The sequence below is a fragment of the Sphingomonas sp. PL20 genome (genome assembly GCF_017875905.1).
GTDB classification, from domain to species: Bacteria; Pseudomonadota; Alphaproteobacteria; order Sphingomonadales; family Sphingomonadaceae; genus Sphingomonas; species Sphingomonas echinoides.
Map to the genome: position 1 here is coordinate 1,614,813 of NZ_JAGINH010000002.1, position 21,332 is coordinate 1,636,144.

12 protein-coding genes are annotated in these 21,332 nt (G+C 64.6%); 2 read left to right on the plus strand and 10 right to left on the minus strand.

What is annotated here, in order from left to right; translation table 11 throughout:
- Positions 1–181: 181 nt before the first annotated feature.
- The 6 genes from H4W01_RS07460 to H4W01_RS07485 all read right to left on the minus strand — a co-directional run bounded on the left by H4W01_RS07460 (position 182) and on the right by H4W01_RS07485 (position 10,772).
- A complete protein-coding gene (locus H4W01_RS07460; RefSeq protein WP_209610514.1) occupies positions 182–1,525 on the minus strand; it encodes a sensor histidine kinase in 1,344 nt (447 codons plus the stop codon).
- Positions 1,506–2,186: a response regulator transcription factor gene (locus H4W01_RS07465; protein ID WP_209610515.1), complete on the minus strand. Its 681-nt coding sequence runs from the start codon at positions 2,184–2,186 to the stop codon at positions 1,506–1,508. Before H4W01_RS07465 ends, H4W01_RS07460 begins: the two co-directional genes overlap by 20 nt.
- Before the next feature lie 65 nt (positions 2,187–2,251).
- Positions 2,252–5,332 (minus strand): discoidin domain-containing protein, encoded by a 3,081-nt coding sequence (locus H4W01_RS07470; RefSeq protein WP_209610516.1) that lies wholly within the window; start codon positions 5,330–5,332, stop codon positions 2,252–2,254.
- Positions 5,329–6,732: a glucoamylase family protein gene (locus H4W01_RS07475; protein ID WP_209610517.1), complete on the minus strand. Its 1,404-nt coding sequence runs from the start codon at positions 6,730–6,732 to the stop codon at positions 5,329–5,331. Before H4W01_RS07475 ends, H4W01_RS07470 begins: the two co-directional genes overlap by 4 nt.
- Positions 6,733–6,807: 75 nt before the next feature.
- A complete protein-coding gene (locus H4W01_RS07480; protein WP_334685194.1) occupies positions 6,808–9,756 on the minus strand; it encodes a TonB-dependent receptor in 2,949 nt (982 codons plus the stop codon).
- Positions 9,753–10,772: a LacI family DNA-binding transcriptional regulator gene (locus tag H4W01_RS07485; RefSeq protein ID WP_209610518.1), complete on the minus strand. Its 1,020-nt coding sequence runs from the start codon at positions 10,770–10,772 to the stop codon at positions 9,753–9,755. The genes H4W01_RS07480 and H4W01_RS07485 overlap by 4 nt, the downstream gene beginning before the upstream one ends.
- Positions 10,773–10,952: 180 nt before the next feature.
- On the opposite strand from H4W01_RS07485, the gene H4W01_RS07490 reads away from it, so the two are divergent.
- Positions 10,953–13,247 carry a glycoside hydrolase family 3 N-terminal domain-containing protein gene (locus H4W01_RS07490; RefSeq protein WP_209610519.1) on the plus strand — a complete coding sequence of 765 codons (2,295 nt, stop codon included), beginning with the start codon at positions 10,953–10,955 and terminating at the stop codon, positions 13,245–13,247.
- On the opposite strand, the gene H4W01_RS07495 is transcribed toward H4W01_RS07490, so the two are convergent.
- The 4 genes from H4W01_RS07495 to H4W01_RS07510 all read right to left on the minus strand — a co-directional run bounded on the left by H4W01_RS07495 (position 13,244) and on the right by H4W01_RS07510 (position 20,587).
- Entirely contained in the window at positions 13,244–14,635 is a 1,392-nt protein-coding gene (locus tag H4W01_RS07495) for an MFS transporter (RefSeq protein ID WP_334685195.1), read from the minus strand. The two genes, H4W01_RS07490 and H4W01_RS07495, sit on opposite strands and share 4 nt — an antisense overlap.
- 152 nt (positions 14,636–14,787) lie before the next feature.
- On the minus strand, positions 14,788–16,221 hold the full coding sequence (locus H4W01_RS07500; protein WP_209610520.1) for an efflux transporter outer membrane subunit: 1,434 nt from the start codon (positions 16,219–16,221) through the stop codon (positions 14,788–14,790).
- 2 nt (positions 16,222–16,223) lie between these two features.
- The gene (locus H4W01_RS07505) at positions 16,224–19,427 is read right to left on the minus strand and encodes an efflux RND transporter permease subunit (RefSeq protein ID WP_209610521.1); all 3,204 of its coding nucleotides are present in this window, start codon (positions 19,425–19,427) and stop codon (positions 16,224–16,226) included.
- A gap of 5 nt (positions 19,428–19,432) precedes the next feature.
- A complete protein-coding gene (locus tag H4W01_RS07510) occupies positions 19,433–20,587 on the minus strand; it encodes an efflux RND transporter periplasmic adaptor subunit (protein WP_209610522.1) in 1,155 nt (384 codons plus the stop codon).
- A gap of 101 nt (positions 20,588–20,688) precedes the next feature.
- Here H4W01_RS07510 and H4W01_RS07515 point away from each other — a divergent pair, with 101 nt between their 5' ends.
- Entirely contained in the window at positions 20,689–21,330 is a 642-nt protein-coding gene (locus H4W01_RS07515; protein ID WP_010402321.1) for a TetR/AcrR family transcriptional regulator, read from the plus strand.
- Positions 21,331–21,332: the final 2 nt, after the last annotated feature.

The window sequence follows — 21,332 nt, forward strand, 5'->3', positions numbered from 1 at the left end:
AAAATGTCCCCAATAATGAGCAGGTGCTCGGCGCGCGCTTCTGACGCTGCAACCGAGCGATCCGCGGTGGACCTTCCGGCCCCCGCGCTGCCCCGCCTTTAGGGTGTGGCCGTTACCGTCCCGTGGCTGTTCTGTTGCCAACCAAGGTCGGGAAGGTAAATTCGAGTTAATGCGAAAGCGCTCACGCAGCGCTGAGCGTGGCGACGCACCCAGGCGCGCCGTCGCCGATGCGGAGTTCGAGCCGGTGGATCCGCGCGATCGCGGCGACCAGCGCCAGGCCAAGGCCGTTGCCCGGCTGGCTGCGGCTGGCCTCGACGCGGTGGAAGCGCGCGAGCACCTTGTCGCGCTCTCCAGCCGGGATGCCTGGGCCATTGTCGGACACGGTCAGGGTCGGTCCCGCCTGCAGGCCGATCACGATCTCGCCACCGGCGGGGGTGTATTTGATGGCATTGTCGACCAGATTGCCGACCGCCTCGAACAGGAGATCCGCATCCCCCTCGAACCGGATATCGGGCCGCATCTCCCGCCGGATGTTGATCCCGCGTTCAAGCGCCGCGGCTTCGTGAAAATCGGTCGCATCCTCGACCACTTTTGCGAAATCGAGCAGGTGAAAGCCTTCGCGGCGCGCGCCTTCGTCCATTTCGGAGATGCGCAACAGCGCGTTGAACATGGCGATCATGCCGGTCACTTCCTCGACCGCGTCGCTGATCACCGCCGCCATCGCAGGCGTACTCGTCTGCGGATGGTCGGCCTGCCGCAGATTGGCCAGCAAGCGCGTGAGCGGCGTGCGCATGTCATGCGCGATATTGTCGCCAGCAGCCTTCACCTCGAGCATCAGGCGCTGCACTTCGTCCAACATCCGGTTCACTTCCCCGGTCAGGTCGTCGAGTTCATCGTGGCGCGCCGATGCCGGCAGGCGCGCGTCGAGCCGCCCGGCCATGATGTCGTGCAGGCGCTGCGTCAGCGACCGGACGCGGCGCTCCTGCGCCACCGCCAACAGCACCGAACCCGAAAGACCCAGCACCAGCAGCCCGAGCCCGCCCCAGATGATCGCAAAAACCAGATCGGTCGCAAAGGCCCGCGATTCCTGCAGATCCTGCGCGACCAGGAAACGGTCCCCATTGGCAAGCCGCAGCGTCATGGCCCGCAGATCCACTTCGCCCCGCGGCGTGATGCTCGCCATTTCAAAGGGAATGCCATCGGCGTGGCCTTCGGGGAGCGCCTCCGGTGCCCCGGCCAGATGCCGCCCCGCTGCGTCGAACACGCCGAACGGGCGCAGGTGATGCACGTCCGAGCTATTGTGGCGCGCTGCCCGCTCGATCGCTTCGGCCCGCGACGAATCCATCGGGACTTTCGTGGTTTCGCGCCCCAACCATTCGTCGGTCTGCGCGTTGAAATGCGTAATCGCGCGATCATGGACGAAGGCGAACAGGCTGATCGACGCAGTGCCGAACAGCAGCAGGAAGATCATCGCGAAGCGCGCGCTGGAACTGCGCCGCCAGCGCTTAATCGCAGCGAAGGACATAGCCCGTTCCTCTCACGGTCTCGATCAGCGGCGGCCGGTCCGCATGTTCGATCTTGCGCCGCAGCCGGGTGATGTGGACGTCGATGACGTTGGTGCGCTGGTCGTAGCGATAGCCCCACACGTCCTCGAAGATCATCGCGCGAGTGACGGTGCGATCGTGATGGCGCAGCAGATATTCGAGCAGCTGCAGTTCGCGCGCCTGCAGGTCGACCCGCGCGCCATCGATCCACGCTTCGCGCGCGATGAGATCGATGCGGACGCGGCCATGTTCGAGCGTGATCGTCGAGGTTTCCGCGACGCGGCGCCGGATCAGCGCATTGACGCGGGCGGCAAGCTCGACCGGCTCGAACGGCTTGGCGAGATAATCGTCGCCACCGGCCCGCAGCCCGCGCACGCGCTCCTCGACCGCCGATAGCGCGCTGAGGATCAGCACCGGCGTCCCGATGCCGCCGCTTCGCATCATCGCCAGCGCGCCGATCCCGTCGATTCCGCCAGGCAACATCCGATCGAGCACGATGGCGTCGAAGGCGGTCTCCTTGGCCCTTAAAAACGCATCCGCGCCCGTTTGCACCGCAACCACCGCCAGGCCTTCATCGGCTAGGATCGCGCAGATCGCATCCGCCGACTTCGGATCGTCCTCTATCACGAGGACCTTCGCCATACGCTGTACCTTCGATCGGAAAGCGACTCCTTTCGGTCCGAAATGTGAAGGCTACGTGACAGAGGCTATTTGGGGGCTGCCGGAGCGACGACGATGCGTGCTGCTCTGCCGTTGGCCGAGATATGGAGGCCGTCCTTGGCAGGCCGCGCCCGACGGCCGTTAATCGTCGCAACAAGACGCTGCGTTGACGACGGCAGCGCGAGCACGAAGCCGCCCGGGGGATGCGCGGTGCCGCTGATGTTCACGACCATCGCTTTGCCCGATCGACGCAGCGAGAGGTTGAGCGTGCCATAGGCCGTGCGCAGCCCGTTGATCGAACTTCCCGCGCCGCGCAGCCACGGCTCGGTCAATCCGGCCCCGAGCACCAGCGCATGGTCTGAAAAGCGTTCAAACGCGAACAGATCGAGTGCCGCACGGATGAAATCGGAAGCGACCCACGCATGCGGCATGTCCCCGATGAAGCGCTGCTCACGCGGCAGGCGGCCGACGACTTCGGCCCAGCCGTTCCACGCCGCCGGACGCTGCCCGCTCATATAAAAATCGAGCAACCGGTTCGCGCGCTCCGCCCAGCCGATCCGGACAAAGGCCGAGACGTTGCGCCACTCATAGGGCGTATAGTCCGCCCACTTTGCGTTGGGCGCAGTGCGCCCTTCGACGCGGGCCCATTGTCTGGCGAAGGTATTGCGCAGCAAGGTGGCATCGAGCGCGGACTGTTCGCCCGCCGGGTCGAGCGCGATCGTAGTGGAGGTCGCGTCGAAATCGCCAAGGCTGGTTGCGCCCGGAAGGAAATCGATCCCGAATTTGGCGGTCGAAGCCTTAATCGCGGCGTGGAGGTCGCCTGCGAACTGGTCGCGGGCGGCGGCGATCGCGCTGGCCTCGGGACGACCGAGCACGGTGGCCGCAAAATGCGCGTCCTTATAGCCGGTCAGCGCCCAGAAATCGTCCCACAGGCTATATTGCGGTTCGGCCGAATAGGCTTCGTGGCTGATCGAGCGCGGCATCAGGCCGAAGCTGAACGCCGGGCGGGCAGCAGTGCGTTCGCTGGCGCGCTGGCCGTCCATATAGCGGCGCGCGGCGTCGATCTTTGGCCAGTCGCGGGCGAGCGCGGCGCGGTCTCCGGTGAAGCGGTAGAGCTGGGTGACGAGATGGATATATTCGCCGTTCGCGTCATTTTCGGGCACCGGATCGGCTCCGCGCGGATCGACGCAGCACGGCACCTTGCCGTCGGCGAACAGCTTGGTCCCGTACCAGTCGGCGAAGCTGCGCGCCGGTGCAGTGACGCCGAGGCGCAGCAGCGTGTCCGACATCATCGTCCCATCGCGAATCCAGCTTCGATCGTAGGAGCGCGTGCCGGGTTGCAGGGCAGGGCCAGTGCGGCTCATCAGAATCTGCGCCAGCGCGGTGCGCACGCTATCAGCGACGGCCTGTCGCGACGTCGGAACGGTAAGCGTAACCGCCCCAAGCGTGCTCCGCCACGCCGCGACCGTTGCGGCATGCGCGCGGTCAAAGCCGGGGCGGTCGAGCGCGGCTGGCGGGCCTTCGAAGGGGATCGCCATCGGCACGTCAGTGCTCTCACCGGGGGCCAACGTCACGTCATAACCGAGCGCGGCGGTGGCGAGACCGGTCGGATCGTCGACCGCGGGTGCGCCACCTGTGACGGGCACGGCAAGCGCGCCCTGGTCGAAGGCGCGCGCCGCCGCCCATGCCGGGGCGGTGAGCGGCAGCAGCGTTCGCGTGACGGCGGCATCGCCTTCGATCGCGGGCGGCGCAGTGACGCTCAGCGCGCCATTGTGCCACGCAATCCGGGAAATCGGGCTCACCCCGCCGGGCCGACCGAGGAATTGCGTCGGTGCATTGACCTGGAGCGGGCGCACCGCGAGCAGCAAATGCAAGGTGCGGCGGGTGGTGCCGGTGTTGGTCAGCCGCCACTTCGCGAGCAGGCGTGGTGCCGCGCTGTCGACAAACAGGCTGGTGTCGAGCTGCCAACCGGTCCCTTGCCACCGCACATGCGGCATCGGCAATGCGCCGTCTTCCAGCGATTGTGTCGCGGTGACATTGGCCCAGCTGAAGGTGTGCCCGTCAGCGATGACGAACGGTTCGATCGAAAAGGCCCCCTTGCCGACTTCGATCGCGCCATCCTCGCCGATCAGCCCGGCCGGGCCGCCCTCCGCCGAGCCGACCAGCGTCCAATAGGGTTGTTCGCCGGAAAAGCCGCGCGGGAAAGTGCCGCGCGGTGCGGCCTTGGCGAGGCTGGCGACGAGCGCGTTGGGCGTAGCGGCCCATTCGGGTGGGCGGGCCTCGATTTCGGCGAGCGCGGCGGGTGGCGCTCCGATGGGTAGGGAGACACGGAGATAGCGCGTTTCGGTGTCGGGCAGGGCAATCGGATCGTCGCCGCCGTCGCTCGCATCGACCCGGCGCAGTACGCGCCAGTCGCTCCCGGTATCCGATCCCTCAATCGCATAGCGCGTCGCGCCAGCGTCGGGGAGCCACCGCAGCACGACACCGCCGAGGGCTTTCGCCCCGCCAAAATCGATCGTTACGGCGTCTCCGCCATGGCCGTGCCAAGCGGTTGCCCGGTCACCGTCCAGCACCGCAGGGTCGCTCGCGCGCGGGGTGGGGAGGGGGCCGGGAATTGCCAGCGGTTCGAGGGTCAGATCATCAAACGCGATCTCGCCCGCGCCGCCGTCGCGCCCGCGCACCAGAACGACCTCCATGGCGGCTGTGTGCCGCAGGCTAGTGTCGCTGCTTGGGCCCCAGGCAAAGCTGAGGTCGCGCGGGCGCAGCACCAGCGTTTGCCAGGTCGCGGATGGGCGGAAGTTTCGGCGCTGATACCACCAGACATTGGCACCGCTCGCGTCGGTGAACTTGAGCTGCAAGTCGTTGACACCACCGGTGCCACGCACCTTCAGCCGGATCGCATAATTGGCTGGCCAGTCGATCGGCAAAGCGCGGCGCGCAAAGGCGTAGCCCGCGACATCATGAAAATCATAGCGCAACCGCAAGCCGTTGCCGGTTGCGCCCGGCACCGAATCGATTTCGGCACCGACGCCGTTCGAGGCGTCGGCCTTCCACGGCTGGACCGTTTCGAAGGTATCGAGTGGCGCAATCTGCGCCGCGCCGGCCAGCAGCAATGCCGCCAGCATCATGCCAACCAGCCGCCCGAAAATCCGGCGCGCGTAAGACCGCGGCGGAGGTGGGGATTGCCGCACATCGTGCGCCAGATCAGGCCGGAGCGACGGTTTTCGATCATCGCGACAATCGGCCCCTGGTCGATGCCGAGATGATCGTGCGCGACCCAACCGACACCGGGCACCACGGCCCCTTCGTGCACCGCAGGCGAAGCGGTGGTCAGGGTCGGATTGAACGAGTCGGCGAAGCCGAATTTCCGGTAGATCGCGTGGCCATAGCGCCGGTGCAGCGCCTCGGCGGTAGGCACGACGATTTCGGGGGCAAAGGCGATCGAGCCGAGCGCTGCGGTGGGGGCAATCGTGCCATCGTCGCGGTCGCCGGGGCCGCGCGCCGAATAACTGAAGAATGCGCGCGACCGCCCGTCCAGCGTCGCGGTAAAATCGCCCGGTCCGTCGCACGCGGTCAGGCCCCAGCAATCGGCCCCATAGCCTGCGAAATGGCCGGGATTGGCGATCGCATAAGCGCGCTGCGCATAGGTGGCGCGCCTGCTGTTCTCGAAATAATCGATGCCCTTGGCCGCAATAAAACGGTCGCGAATGCCGCGGAAATCGACCCAGGTCTGGCTGTATTGGTGACCGAACAACGGCGGAAACGCGAGATGCGGCTTGCCCCAGCGATCGCTCCATGCAGGGGCGAAACGCGCGGTCCAGGCATCCCAGGTCTCGCGCGGCAACGGATGCGTCGGCGATCCGAGTGCGAGCAGATAGAGGAGCAGCGCTTCGTTATAACTGTCCCAGTCATGCGGGATGTAGCCGCTCTCGGGGTGCCAGCCCATCGACAGGAACGGCGCGCGCGGCGTGAACCAGCTCCAGTCGACCGCGCTGTAAATCTGCTCGGCGAGCTGGCGGATGCGGCGCTCGTCGGGATGATCGTTCGTATACCAGCTTTGCGCGAACAACACGCCGCCGAGCAGCAGTGCGGTGTCGATCGTCGACAATTCGGTACGGCCAAAGCGCGTGCCCGTCTTCCTGTCGAGAAAGTGGTAGAAAAAGCCCTTGTGTCCGGCAGTGCCAGTGGCTTCGGGGCCTTGCGGGGCCTCGGCGAAGAACCGCAAGGTGGCGAGCGTGCGGGCGCGCGCTTGCGGGCGGCTGATCCAACCCTGCATCACGCCGATCGGATAAGACGTCAGCGCAAAACCGACGGCAGCGATGCTGGCGAAGGATGGGGTCGGCCAGCGATCGGGCGCGAGGCCGGTTGCGGGATCGGTCGTATCCCAGAAATAGCGGAAGGTGCGGTACTGGATGTCCGCGATCAACGCCTCGCCCCGTAGCGCGCGGGGAGCGGCAGCAAGGCCGTTGCTTGCCAGCCCGGCGAGCGCCAGGCCGCCGGTGCCGAGGAAATGACGCCGGTCGATCATGCCAAGAACCTTTGGATACACGGTACAAAAAGACGACGGGCGGCCCAGGGAAGGCCGCCCGCCAGGGGAGGAAGCTTAGAAGCGGTAGCCCACACGGAACTGGACGCGCCGCGGCAGGGTCAGCGTATTGTTGCCGATCAGGCCGGGAAGCAGCGGGTCGGAAATCTGCCCCGTGTTTGGATCAATCGCGTTGTTTACAAAGCCGTCAAAGTCTTTGAAGTTCTTGTTGTTGAAGGCGTTCAGCACATCGATTGCGACGCTGATCTGATCCTTGCCGAGGCCACGGAAGTCGATATGCTTTTCGAGGCTGAGATTGACTTCGCAGAACGCGAACAGCCCCTTGATGCAGTTCTTGACCGGATAGGCTGAGGTGATCTTCAGCTTGCCATTGTCGAAGCCGTTGGTGGCATCGGTAACGGCATAGGCCTGGCCGCTGCCGAAGGTGCTGAGCGTCGAGAATTGCAGACCGAAGGGCAAGTCCAGGATGCCGGAAACGACCAACCGGTGGCGTTCGTCACCCGGGCGGGGGCGGAAGCCATAGGCGTCCGGCGTGGTCCCATCGAGGCTGAACAGATCGTTGCCGTTCTGCTCGCCTTTTGACAGCGTGTACGCGATGTTGATGCCGTAGCCCGATGCCTTGGTGTAGTTCTTGTCTACGGTGACATACAGTGCCTTGTAGCGCGTCTTCAGGCCGTCATAGCCGATCAGGGCGTTGGCATAGCCGAACGCCTGAACCGGGGCGACGTTGCAGCAATTGCCCAGACCGTTGTTCTGGCGCGTCGCGAACAGGTTGGTGTAGCCGTTGCGTCCCTTGATGTACGAGCCGGTGACGGCCACTTGCCAATGGCCCAACTTCTGCCGGATGCCGATGCTCGCTTGATCATTGACGGGTGGCTTGGCGTTGTTCTTCACCGCGAACAGTTCGGGCAGACCTTCGGTCGTTGAGCTCGCAATCAGCGCTAGCAAGCCCTCGCGCGTCCCATAGGAGGGGTTCCACACCACAGTCGGCAAGCCGGATCGCGGTTGTCCGTCACGCGAGAAGCGGAACACGCCAATCTGGTTCAACGACCGGGACAGTTCGTCGATCGTGTTGTTGAAGTTGTTGCGATCGTAATAGCGTCCGACACCGCCGAAGATGACGGTGCTTTGATTGCCGCTCAGGTCGTAGGAAAAGCCGAAACGTGGCGCGATCGCACCGGCGAACGGCTTGCGGTTGTGGCCCGTGGAAATGTAGTTCTCGGGATCGAAATAATAGGTCTTGGGCAAGGCGCGCAGCGCCGCCGCAGCCTTGGCAGGCGTAATATAGTCATTGTTGAAGCCGTTGGTTTCATAATCCCACCGCACGCCGAGGTTCAGCGTCAGCTTCTTGGTGACCTGCCAATCATCCTGCGCATAGAGACCGATTTCGGTGTCCGAGGACTGGATTCGCCCATTGGTGAGACCAAGCCGCGCTTCTGCTGGGAAACTGTAATCGGTGTTGTTGGCCGGATCGACACGATACACGAAATCAGGCTGCACATAGTTGCGGTCATCGAAGGTGAAATCCACGACGTCGACTCGTCCGCCAATCTTGATCGTGTGTTTGTCGAATCCACTGTAAGTGAAATCGTCGCGGATGGTGTAGTTGGATTGAACTTCATTTCGCGTGGAATTTTTACCACCGAAGGAAATTACGCCAACATATTCCTGCGTTGGAAGATTGGGGTTGAGGGCTGTCGGATTATATTGATAATTGATGTAGTTGGTGTTGAACTCATTGACAAACCGGTCGCCGTTGTACGTCCATTTGAACAGATAGGTGTCTACCTGGTTGCGCTTGTTCTCGGCGCTTTCATAGGCGAGATTGCTGCCGAAGCCCTGAATATCGGTTTCTTCACGACGGCTGAACGACAGGTCAAACGTCTGATGCGAATCCGGCGTGAAGGTCAGCTTGCCGAAATAGAATTTGCCGCGGAAGGGGCTGACGAACGATCCAGTCAAATCCGAAAGTTTGCGACCCGACGCGGCCTCGACCTGCGCCCGCGCGGCGGGCGTGCCACCAGCGACGACGTTGAAGGCGCGGTCCTGGTCGTTGCCTTCGAACGATCCGAAGAAGAACAGTTTATCCTTGATGATCGGGCCGCCAAGCGAGATGCCATATTGCTTGCGCGTGAAGGCGGGCTTCGGATTATTGTTGAGCTTGTCGAGATACCCTTTCTCGCTCAGGCCCTTGTCGGTGTACTGACCGAACACGTCGCCGTGGAATTCGTTGGTGCCCGACTTGGTGATGGCGGTGATGATCGCAGCACCGGCTTGCTCATATTCCGCTTTGTAGTTTTGCGTGAGCACGCGGAACTCCTGCACAGCCGACTGGCCGAACGGGTTGCCGCGGCTGTTCTGCTGGCCGGCAACGCCGCCCTCGCGCGCCTGGTTCTTGAGGCTGACGCCGTCGATAAAGACGTTGACCTGGCTTGCGGTCGAGGCACCCGATTGGAAGCTCTTGTCGGTCTCGCTGTCATTATACCGGACGCCGGGGGCAAGCGCTGCGAAGGACAGGAAGTTGCGGTCGGTCTGCGGCAGCGAGCGGATCTGCTGCTGGGTGACGTTGGTGGCGACTTCGCTGGTCTTGGTTTCGACCAGGCGGCTGCCTGTAACGATGATGTCTTTGCCGGTGTCGACCGGTTCCGCGCCTGGCACGGCGACGGTCGCATCGAGCGACGCCGTCTGGCCGATGCCGACGGTAACGAGCTGTTTGAAGGTCTCGCCATTGGCGGCCGTCACGGTCACTTGATAGGAGCCGGGGCGCAAGCCGTTGAGCGTGTAATTGCCGGTCGCGTCGGTGGTGGCGCGGAAGGTCTGGTTGGTGTCGCTGCTGACGGCGGTTACGCTCGCATTGGCAGAGGGTGCGCCAGCGGCGTCGGTCACCACGCCGCGGATCGCCGCGGTCGACGTCTGCGCATAGGCAGGCGCGATCGCCAAGCCGCTGGCGGAAACCACGGCAGCGCTGCTCAGGAGCAGCCGGAGGAAGGGTGTTTTGGTCATCATGCTTTTCCCTGCTTTTCACCCGACTGACGCGGGCTTGTTTTGGTTGTGTCGCGTATCATCAACTCGGGCGTGGACAGCTCGAGGCGGTGATCTGGTGTGCCGGCAATGGCATCGGCCAGCCGGGCGATCGCCCGTGCGCCGATGTCGGCGATGTCGACGCGCATCGTGGTGAGCGATGGCGAAATCAGCCGAGCCAGTGGAATATCGTCGAAGCCCGCGACCGCGATCTGGTCGGGTATCGCAACGCCAGCGTCGCGCAGCGCGATCAGCGCGCCGATCGCCATCATGTCGTTGGCGGCAAAGATGGCATCCACGCCGTCTGGCGCGCGCAGGATCTCGGCAGCGGCGGCAGCACCTGCCTCTTCCATAAAGTCGCCGATGAGGACGCGCGGGGTTAAGCCCGCCTCGACCATCGCGGCTTCATAGCCGTCGATACGGGCGCGTGCTTCGACGTTACTGGTCGGCCCACTGACATGGACGATGCCGCGTCTTCCGCGCGACACCAGATGCCGCACCATCGCCGCCGCGCCGCCGAAATTGTCGACGCGCAAGGTCGGGCAATCGTCGCGCGACGTCGCGCAATTGACGAGGATGGAGGGGATGCTGGGGGGGAGACCGGCCAGCAGTCGGTCGGGATCGATATGTGGTGCCATGATGACGAGCCCGTCGACGCGACCACGCATGGTGTGGAGCATCTCGACGGCCCGCTCCCCATCATGAAGGTTCGACAGCAGCAGATGCAGACCACGCTCGGACGCGGCACGATCCATGCCGCGCAACGCTTCTGAGAAGAACTCACCGTGCAGGTCCGGCAGCACCACCCCGATGGCATGCGCGCGCGATGTGCTGAGATTGCGCGCGCCGGCATGCGGGAAGTAGCCGAGCCTGGCGGCAACGTCTTCGATCTTGCGGCGCGTCTCGGGGCGAACATTGCTGTGGCCGTTCAACACGCGTGACACCGACGCGACGGAAACCGCCGCTTCGCGCGCAACATCGCGGATCGTGGCATTCGCCATTTCTGTCTTCATCCTCCCCGTTGGCGTTGCCGAAAACGCCTCAACGCCGGTTGAGCAAATCCGCTCTGCCGATCTCGCTGCTTGATGTAACCGGTTACATCAATCAAAAGCAGTGTTCAAGACCGTGCCTTCCGGCACAGGATGGCATAGGCGAGCGCGAGATCGCGGGGAGTCTGACTGATGGAATTTACGGGAATTTCGCGCCGGGCGGCGTTGTTGGGGGCGGGTGCCGTGACCGCCTGGCTCGCAAGCCCGGCGCGGGCACTGATGGCCGCCGCCGATGGCGTTGCCAGCTCACCAATGCTCGAGTCGCTGCTTGCGAAAATGACGGTGGCGGAGAAAGCCGGGCAGCTCACGTTGATGGCGGCCGCCTGGGCGGGGGGCGCGGCCAACGCGCTCAATCCCATCAAGGCCGGCGCGACCTTCGAGTCGCAACTCGCCGACGTGCGGAATGGACGGTTGACCGGCGTGTTTAACGGGAATGGGGCCGAAATGGCGCGCCGGATGCAGACGGTGGCGATGAAGGAGGCGCGGTTGAAAATTCCGCTTCTGTTCGCCGCCGACGTCATCCACGGTTTCCGCACGGTGTTCCCCGTGCCGTTGGCGGAAGCGGGCAGTTTCGAACCCGATTTGGCCGAGCGGACCGCGCGTGTGGCAGCGATCGAAGCGGCGGCTGCGGGGATCGACTGGACCTTCGCGCCGATGGTCGACATTTCCCGCGACCAGCGCTGGGGGCGCGGCGTGGAGGGGGCGGGCGAAGACGTCTTGCTCGGCCGGATGATGGCGGCGGCGCGGGTGCGCGGCTTTCAGGGCACGCGCGGGCTTGCCGCCGATGATGCCGTGCTCGCCTGCGCCAAGCACTTCGTCGCTTATGGCGCGGCGGAAGGCGGGCTCGACTATAATTCGGTCGATATTTCCGAACGTACGCTGCGCAGTGTCTATTTCCCGCCCTTCCAAGCGGCGTTCGATGCGGGCGCGCTGACGACGATGGCGGCGTTCAACGACTTGTCCGGCATTCCCGCCACCGCCAACCCCTGGCTGCTCGACCAGGTGCTGCGCAAGGAATGGGGTTTTGGCGGGCTGGTTGTCTCGGATTATACCGGGGACGAGGAATTGATCGCGCACGGCTATGCTGCGGACGCGCGCGAGGCGACGCGGCTGGCCTTTCTGGCGGGCGTCGACATGAGCATGCAGAGCGGTTTCTATCGCGATCATCTGCCCGATCTGGTGGCCAGTGGCGCGGTGCCGATGGCCCGGCTGGATCAAGCGGTACGGCGCGTGCTGCGCGTCAAACTGGCGCTCGGCCTGTTCGACGATCCGTTCCGCCGGATCGATCCCAAACGCGAGAAGATGCGCGTGCGCACCAAGGCCAATCTGGCGGTGGCGCGCGAATCGGCGCGGCGCTCGATCGTATTGCTCAAGAATGACGGCGAGCTGTTGCCGCTGCCGCGCAGTGGCAAGCGGATCGCGCTGATCGGCCCGTTCGTCCAGGGGCAGCAGGATTTGATCGGCCCTTGGAATGTCTATGGCTCGGATGCCGAATCGGTCGATCTGGTGACCGGCGTGCGCGCGGCCGTAGCCGATCCGTCGCTGGTTACAGCGACGGCGGGATCGGGGATTGAAGAAGCGCTGCCGGGCGGGATTGCGGCGGCGGTGGCTGCCGCAACGGCGGCCGATATCGTCGTTCTCGCAATCGGGGAGGGGCAGCGCATGTCGGGCGAAGCGCAGTCGCGCGACGATATCGTCATTCCTGCCCCGCAATTGGCCCTGGCCGCAGCCGTCGCGGCGACGGGCAAGCCGGTGGTGGTCGCCTTGCGCAATGGGCGCGCGTTGGCGCTGTCGGGCGCGGTGCTCGATGCGCCGGCGATCCTGGTGACGTGGTTCCTGGGATCGCAGTCGGGACCGGCCATCGCCGACATTCTGTTCGGGGTGGAAGGGCCGTCGGCGCGGCTGCCAGTCAGCTTTCCCTTCGCGACCGGGCAGGAGCCCTATTATTATGCGCATAAGAGCACCGGCCGCCCCAATCCACCGGGCGCACCGCTCGAGTATAAGGCCCATTATCGGGAGGCTCCCAATGGCGCGCGGTTCGCATTCGGTCACGGGCTGACCTATGGCCGGATCGGCTATAGCGCTTTGAAAGTCGGCGATGGCCGCCTGGCATGGGATGGCACGCTATCGGTCGCGGCCACCATCACCAACAGCGGTGATCACGTTGCCGAGGAGGTCGTCCAGCTATATGTCCAGGATATTGCGGCAAGCATCACCCAACCGGTGCGCGTGCTGAAGGCCTTCCGCAAAATCCGGCTGGCTCCCGGCGCGCAGCAAGAGGTGACGTTTACCCTACAGCGCACCGATCTGACCTTCCTTGGCGTCGCACTGACGCCGACGGTGGAGCCGGGGCGCTTTCGCGTCTGGGTCGCGCCCTCGGCCGAGGCGGAGGGCGTGGGCGGTACGTTCGAACTGATCGGGGCTTAGTCTGCGCGCGGCGCGGTCATGCCCAGTTCCTGCACCAGCGCGGCATGGACGCCGCGCTTGAGTGGATTGAACAGCATGACCAGCGCCGACATCGCCACTCCGGCGGAGCAGGCATAGAGCATGAGGTTGCGAATGCCAGCGAGGGCGGCGGGGGGCTGGGGGGTGCCTGCGGCATAGCCGATATGGTGATAGAACAGGCCCAGCATCCCCGCCGCCGCCGCCAGCCCGATCTTCTGCAACAACGCGGCCACGCCAAAGGCAAGCGCCTCGACCCGCGTACCGTTACGGACCTCGCCATATTCGACCGTATTGGGCAACATCGCCCAGAAGACGAGGTTAAAGCCGGTAAAACTGCCCTGGAGCATCGCCAGAAGCAGCAAAATCTCGGCTTCCCCGCCATTGCGGGGATTGGCCACGGCAAACAGCCCAAGACAGACGAGCGCCGCCGCCGCCGCCATCAGCCAGACCGCGCGCAACCCAAGCCAGCGGGTCGCCAGCATCCATAGCGGCACCGCGATTGTCCCCGCCACGGCCATCAGCGCCAATGCCTGGGGCCCTTGGGTGGGCGCACCGACGACATGTTTGAAGTAATAAAGTACCGACTGGGTCAGCAAGGCCGCCGCCAACCCGGCGGCCATCGCGGCGAGATTGAGCGTGACAAAGGCGCGGTTGCCGAACAGCAGGCGCAGACATAGCAGCATCGGCACGGCGGCGAGTGCAGTATCGTCGGCCCGTGCTCCGCGTGCGCCAAAGGCCAAAGCCAGCAGCAACGCGGTGCCAACCATCGCATAGACCGCTGCCGCGCCGACATAGCCCGACGCGCTGGTTGGCACCCCGGACAGGCGGGCGGCGATCCACGGGGTTCCCATCGTCACGACCAGCGCGGCGGCGGTGCCGAAGAGCATGCGCACGCCTGCGAGGGTGGTGCGGTCGCGGCTGTCCGGGCTGAAGCGCGCACTCCAGGCGGCGTAAGGCACATTGACCAGCGCATACAGCGTCCGGAACAGGATCTGCGTGGCGCCGATCGCCAGCGCCAACCCCACGCCCGAGAGGGGCGGCGTGCTGTACAGCAGGATGAAGGCACCGCCGAGCGGGATCGCGCCGATCGCAATGAAATGCCGGTAGTGGCTTGGCCTGCGCTGGGCGGCGATGCCCACCAGCAGATCGGCAATGCCGTCCCACAGCGCACCGGCCATGTAGAGCGTCCCGGCGAGTGCTGTGGGGAGCAGCAGGACGTCGGTGTAAAAGAACAGCAGATAGAGCGTGACGCTCTGCCAATACAGATTGCACGCAAAATCGCCTGCGCCGAACAGCGTGAACTGCGCCACGCCCGGGCGGCTGCGTGGGGGCGGTGCAAGGCGGACTGCGCGGCGTATCGAGGGAGCCATGGACGTTCCGCTGTGGCCGATGCGTACGCTTGGCCCGTTAAGATCAAACGGGACTGGATGCGGTCTGCGCATTGGTCAAGGGGGCTCCCTCGCATTACCCGCGAGGACGGCTAGGTGCCTACACTCCTAGCCGTAATTGGGCGGCGTCCGGTTCAGCTCAAGCCTCCGCCCAGAACGCGGTACAAGGTGACGAGGTTGGTGGCGCGCGCAAGCCGGGTCGTGACCAGGTCGCGCCGAGCGCTGTACGCCGTGCGCTGCGCGTCGAGCGAGGTCAGGAAGGAATCGACCCCGGCGCGATACCGCGCCTCCGACAGGCGCGCCGACACGTCCGCAGCGGTTGCGCGCCGCGTCCGGGCCCCGATCTGGGCGTCGATCGTCCCGCGCGTGGCCAGCGCATCGGCAACCTCGCGGAACGCGGTTTGCAGCGTCTTTTCGTAGGTGGCGACCGCGCCTTGCTGCTGTGCTCGGGCCAGATCGAGATTGCCCTTGCGCCGGCCGAAATCGAAGATCGGCAAGGTTGCGCCGGGTGCGACCGACCAGCTCTGGCTGTTCGCCCCGAACAGCCCGCTGAGCGCTGAACTTACCGTGCCGAAGCTGGTGGTCAGCGAAATCGTCGGGAACATCGCCGCCCGCGCTGCGCCGATATTGGCGTTTTGCGCAATCAGTTGATGCTCGGCCTGCAACACGTCGGGACGGCGCAGCAACACCGAGGATTGGAGGTCGCCCGGCAGCGTGTTCAACGTGCGGTCGGTATCCCCCAGGCCGTGCGGCAACAGCGCCTCGGGCGTGGGCGTGCCGACCAACAGATCGAGCGCGTTGCGATCCTGCGCGATTTGCGCCTGCAGCGTGGCGATGTCGTTGGCAGCGGATTCGTAATTGGTCTCGGCCTGGCGTGCGGCCAGTTCGGACTGGGTGCCGATGCGGAACTGCGCGCGCGTGAGTTGCAGCGACTGGTCGTAACTTGCCAGCGTTTCCTGTGCCACGGCGAGCAGATCCTGGTCCGACGCGAGCGTCAGATAGGCCGATGCGATTTCGGAAATCAGGCTGATCCGCGTGGCGCGCTGCGCCTCTTCGGTCGCGAAATAGCTTTGCAATGCGTTTTCGCTGAGATTGCGCAAGCGACCCCAGAGATCGAGCTCGAACGACGAAACGCCGACACTGCCCGAATAGACTTCAACGGTTGAATTGGAGGCCGCGCTCGAGCCGGATCCTCCGGCCGAGGCCGCTGCGGCGGTACCGTTGGAAATCGTCGCCGACGCCCCGAGGTTGACCGTGGGCAATTGGTCCGCGCGTTGGACCCGATATTGCGCCCGGGCTTGCAGGACATTTGCCGCCGCAAGCCGCAAGTCGCGGTTGTTGGCAAGGCCAAGCGCGATGACGTCGCGCAGCTTGGCGTCGGTAAAGAAGGTCTGCCAGCCGATCTTGGAGATATCGGCGGCATCGCTTGGCGCGCCAGGATAGGGCGCTCCGCTCGGCAAGGCGGCGGGCACCGCGCCCTGCGGCCGGACATAGCCCGGTGCAAGATTGCATCCGGCGAGCGCGACACTGGCCAACAGCGCGGCTGCGGTGCGGATCGTGCGGGTCATGTTCAGGCTCCTTGCGGCGCGGTGGGGGCGGATGGATCGGTGGGCGTGGGTGCGGCCTCCGCTGCAATGCCGTGTTGATCGTCACGCGAGCCCGCTTTGCCTCGGGCAAACAGGCTGCGGACCACCACAAAGAACATCGGGATGAAGAAGATACCGAGGACGGTGGCGCTCAACATGCCGCCGACCACCGCACGACCGATGGCGTTCTGCCCACCAGCACCGGCACCGGTCGAGACGGCGAGCGGCATCACCCCGAAGATGAAAGCGAGGCTGGTCATCAGGATTGGACGCAACCGCATCTTCGCTGCCGCAATGGCCGCATCGAACGCCGTCATCCCCTCGCGCATTCGTTCTTCGGCGAATTCAACGATCAGGATCGCATTCTTTGCCGACACGCCGATCGTGGTGATCAAGCCGACCTGCAGATAGATGTCGTTGTTGAGCCCGGTCAGCATCGCCGCCAGCAACGCGCCGACCACGCCCAGCGGCACGACCAGCAGCACCGAGATCGGTACCGACCAGCTTTCGTACAGCGCGGCAAGGCAGAGGAACACGATCAGCAGCGACAAGCCATAGAGCGCCGGTGCCTGACCGCCCGACAGCTTTTCCTCGTAGGACAAGCCGGTCCACTCGAGCGACGTACCCGGCGGCAGCTTGGCATGAAGCTCCTGCATCGCCGCCAGTGCGGCACCGGTGCTGAGCCCGGGGGCCGAGCCGCCTTGCAATTCCATCGCGGGCTGCCCGTTATACCGGGTCAACTGCACGGGTGCCTGGGTCCAGGACAGCGTGGTGAAGGCGCTATAGGGCACCATGTCACCATTGCCGCCACGGATGTAATATTTGTCGAGATCCTCGGGCTTGAGCCGGAAGGGGGCGTCGGCCTGGACAAACACCCGTTTGACGCGCCCGCGATCGATGAAATCGTTGACATAGGCGCTGCCCCAGGCGGTCGAGATCGTGGAATTGACCTGCGAGAGATCCAGCCCCAGGGCACGCGCCTTGTCCTGATCGACATTGATCTTGAGCTGCGGCGCGTCCTCCAGCGACATCGGTCGCACCTGGGCCAGCCGCTTGTCCTGCATCGCCATGCCGAGCAGCATGTTGCGCATTTGCACGAGCTTCTCATGTCCCATGCCGACCTGATCGACCAGTTGCAGATCGAACCCGGTCGCATTGCCCAGTTCCTGCACGGCGGGCGGCACGATCGCAAAAATCATCGCGTCGTGGAATTGCGAGAACGCTCCCATCGCGCGCCCGGCGATCGCCTGCGCCTTGTTGGCGGCACCGGAACGCGCGTCCCAATCCTTCAATTTGACGAAGGCGAGACCGGCATTCTGCCCTTGTCCGGCAAAGCTGAAGCCGCTGATGGTGAAGACGCCCTCGACATCCGCTTTTTCCTTGGTGAGGAAATAGTCGCGGACTTGCTCCAGCGCATCGTTGGTGCGCGCCGTGGTTGCGCCCGACGGGCCTTGCACCAGCGCGATCACCGAGCCTTGATCCTCGTCGGGAAGGAAGCCGGTTGGCAAGCGCACGAACAACAGACACATCCCGACCGCGATCAAGCCGAAAACGATCAGCGACCGGCCCCACCGGCGTGCTGTGCTCCGGGTGCCGCTTTCATAGCGCGCAGCGCCACGGTCGAACGTCGTGTTGAACCAGCGGAAAAAGCGCGAGAGGAGCCCGTTTCCGTCCAATTTGGTCGGATCGTGCGGCTTGAGGATCGTCGCGCACAAAGCGGGGGTCAGGATCAACGCGACCAGGACCGACAGGACCATGGCGGACACGATGGTGATCGAGAACTGGCGGTAAATCACCCCGGTCGATCCGCCAAAGAATGCCATTGGCAGGAACACGGCGGACAGGACCAGCGCGATGCCGACCAGCGCGCTGCTGATTTCGTCCATCGATTTGCGCGCGGCTTCCTTCGGCGACAAATGCTCGGTGGTAATGAGCCGCTCGACATTCTCGACCACGACGATCGCGTCGTCGACCAGCAAACCGATCGCGAGCACCATGCCGAAGAGCGTCAGCGTGTTGATCGAATAGCCCGCAACCGCGAGCACCCCGAAGGTGCCCAGCAAAACCACCGGCACCGCGATCGTCGGGATCAGCGTTGCGCGCCAGTTTTGCAGGAACAGGAACATCACGAAGAAGACGAGGACGACCGCCTCGATCAGCGTATGGATGACCTGTTCGATCGACAGGCGGACGAACGGCGTGGAGTCGTAAGGATAGATAACCTTCACATCGGATGGGAAGGTCTTGGACAGCTCCGCGACGCGGGCCTTGATCGCAGTCACGGTCGCCAGCGCGTTCGCACCCGGAGCGAGCTTGATCCCGATGCCCGAGGCCGGCTCGCCATTGTACCGCGTATTGAAGCCATAATCGGCCGCGCCGAGTTCGACCCGTGCGACATCGCGCAAGCGCACCACTGCGCCTGCCGAATCGGTTTTCAGGCGAATGGCACCGAACTGCTCCGGCGTCTGCAAGCGCGACTGGATCGACACCGTTGCGTTGAGCATCTGGCTGGCGGGGGCGGGCTGGGCACCCAATTGCCCGGCGGAAACCTGCGCGTTCTGGGCCTGCAAGGCGGCGGTGACGTCGGCGACGGTCAGCTGATAGCCGTTGAGCTTGAGCGGATCGATCCAGACGCGCATCGCATATTGCGCGCCGAACAATTGCGTATCCCCGACGCCGTTGACGCGGCTGAGCGGATCCTGGACGCGTGAGGCAAGGATATCGGCAAGATCTGACGCACTATGGCGACCGCCCTCCGAATAGATGCCGAGGATGAGCAGGAAGTTGGAGGTTGCCTTGGCGACCTGAATGCCTTGCTGCTGGACCTCCTGCGGCAGAAGCGGGGTCGCGGCCTGCAGCTTGTTCTGCACCTGCACTTGCGCGATGTCGGGGTCGGTGCCTTGCTCGAAGGTCAGCGTGATCTGGACCGTGCCGGCCGAACTCGACGAGGACGAAAAATAGCGAAGGTGATCGATCCCCTTCATCTGCTGTTCGATGATCTGGGTTGTCGTATTTTCGAGCGTTTGCGCGTCGGCACCCGGATAGGTGGCGCTGATGCTGACCGACGGTGGCGCGATCGAGGGAAATTGCGCGATCGGCAAGCTACGGATGCCGATCAGGCCAGCGACCATCAAAATGATCGCGATGACCCATGCGAAGATGGGTCGATCGATAAAGAAACGTGACATGAGGGTTACTGTCCCTTGCCAGCAGCAGGGGCGTTTGCCGCGGCTTTTGGAGTCCAGCGGACCGGCTTGACCGGCGTTCCCGGCTGCAGGTTTTGCGCCCCTTCGACGATCACCCGATCGCCGCGCGCAAGCCCTGCGGTGACCAGCCAGTTCTCGCCGATGGTGCGCGGGGCAGTCAGCATGCGCGGCTGGATCTTGTCCCCCGCACCGACCACCATCACCACGGCATTGCCCTTTTCATCGCGGGAGACGGCGCGCTGCGGGACAAGCAGCGCATTCGCTTGCGTCCCTTCGACGAACTGCGCCGTGACATACATGCCCGGGAGCAGCAGCCGGTTGGGATTGGCGAATTCGGCGCGGATCGTCTGGCTGCCCGTGGCCGGATCGACCGTGACATCGGCGAATTTCACGACGCCCTCGACCGGATAGGTCGTGCCGTCCTCAAGCTTCAGCCGCAGCCGCGCGGTACCGCGCGTAAGGCTGCCCGCCAGCAATTTCTGGCGCAGCCGGAGTTGATCGGCGCTCGATTGCGTGATGTCGACATAGATCGGGTCGAGCCGCTGGATCGTGCTGAGCGCGGTGGCCTGCGACGCGGTGACGAGGCCGCCGGTGGTGACCGCCGAGCGGCCGATGCGGCCTGCGATCGGGGCCTTTACCGTCGTCCGCGCAAGGTCGATTTCGGCGGTGCGAAGCGCGGCTTCCTGCGCGGCGACATCGGCGCGTGCCTGCTGCGCGCTGGTGACGGCATTGTCGTAATCCTGCTTGGCAATCGCGTTGATCTTGATCAGCTCGCCATAGCGGCGCGCTAGCGCGTCGTTCGAGGCGATCGCCGCGCGCGCCTTTGCCAGCGCCGCGCGCGCACTTGCGACGCTTGCCTGATACGGCTGCGCATCGATCCGATAGAGCGGCTGGCCCGCGCGGACTTCGTCGCCCTCGGTAAACAAGCGCGCGGTGATCAGCCCGTTGACCTGCGGGCGGACGTCCGACGTCTCATAGGCGGCCGTGCGCCCGGCGAGTTCGGTGCTCAGCGTCACCGACTGCGGCTCCACCGTGACAAAGCCGACTTGGGGCGGGCCAGCGGCTGGTGCCTGGGGCTGGCCGCTTGAGCAGCCGGCCAGAAGAGCTACGGTGAGGACCGCGATGGAGCAGGGTTTGCGCACGCTTTCTTCCAATGTATAAGTGTGAGCGATCGATCACTCACATTTCTGCCGAGCCGGTAGCTTTGCGGATTTGAAATGACAAGCCTAATCATAGGAGGATTATGCCGACCCCCCAAAAATCCGCGGATAAATTGATGAAAAAGCGGGATTCTCGCGCGGAAGATCGGCGTGCGCGAATCTTGTCTGCGGCGCGCCAGCTGTTCATTCAATATGGTTTTCATGCCTCTGGCGTGGCGCGCATTGCCGCCGATTCGGGGGTGAAGGTTGGACAGCTCTATCGCGATTTTGCCAGCAAGGAGGATATCGTCGCCGAGCTGGTGCGTGCCGATGTCGTCGAGTTTTTGGATGAGCCGGCGCTGCGCGCGGCGGTCGAGGCGCGTGATTTCGCCTTGGTCCGTGCGTGGATTGCGCGGTTCCTCGAAGAGGATCCGAACGATCCGGGCTCATATGCGCTGTTCGCGGAAATGTTTGCCGAAGCAACGCGCAACGACCGTGTCGGCGACATCCTGCGCGGGATCGACGCGCTTGTCCGCGACAATATTTTGAGCGCCCTCGGTGCTTTGGCACCGGGCGAGGAGCGGGCGGCGCGGCGCAGCGAGTTGGCGGATTTCATCCTCGCCATTGGTCACGGCGTGCTGTTTCGCAGAATTTCTGATCCCGACGTCCATCACGCGGAGCTTTCCCGCTATATCGGGCAGCTGATCGACAGCGAATTGGCCAAAATTATGCAGGATCCCCGGTGAAG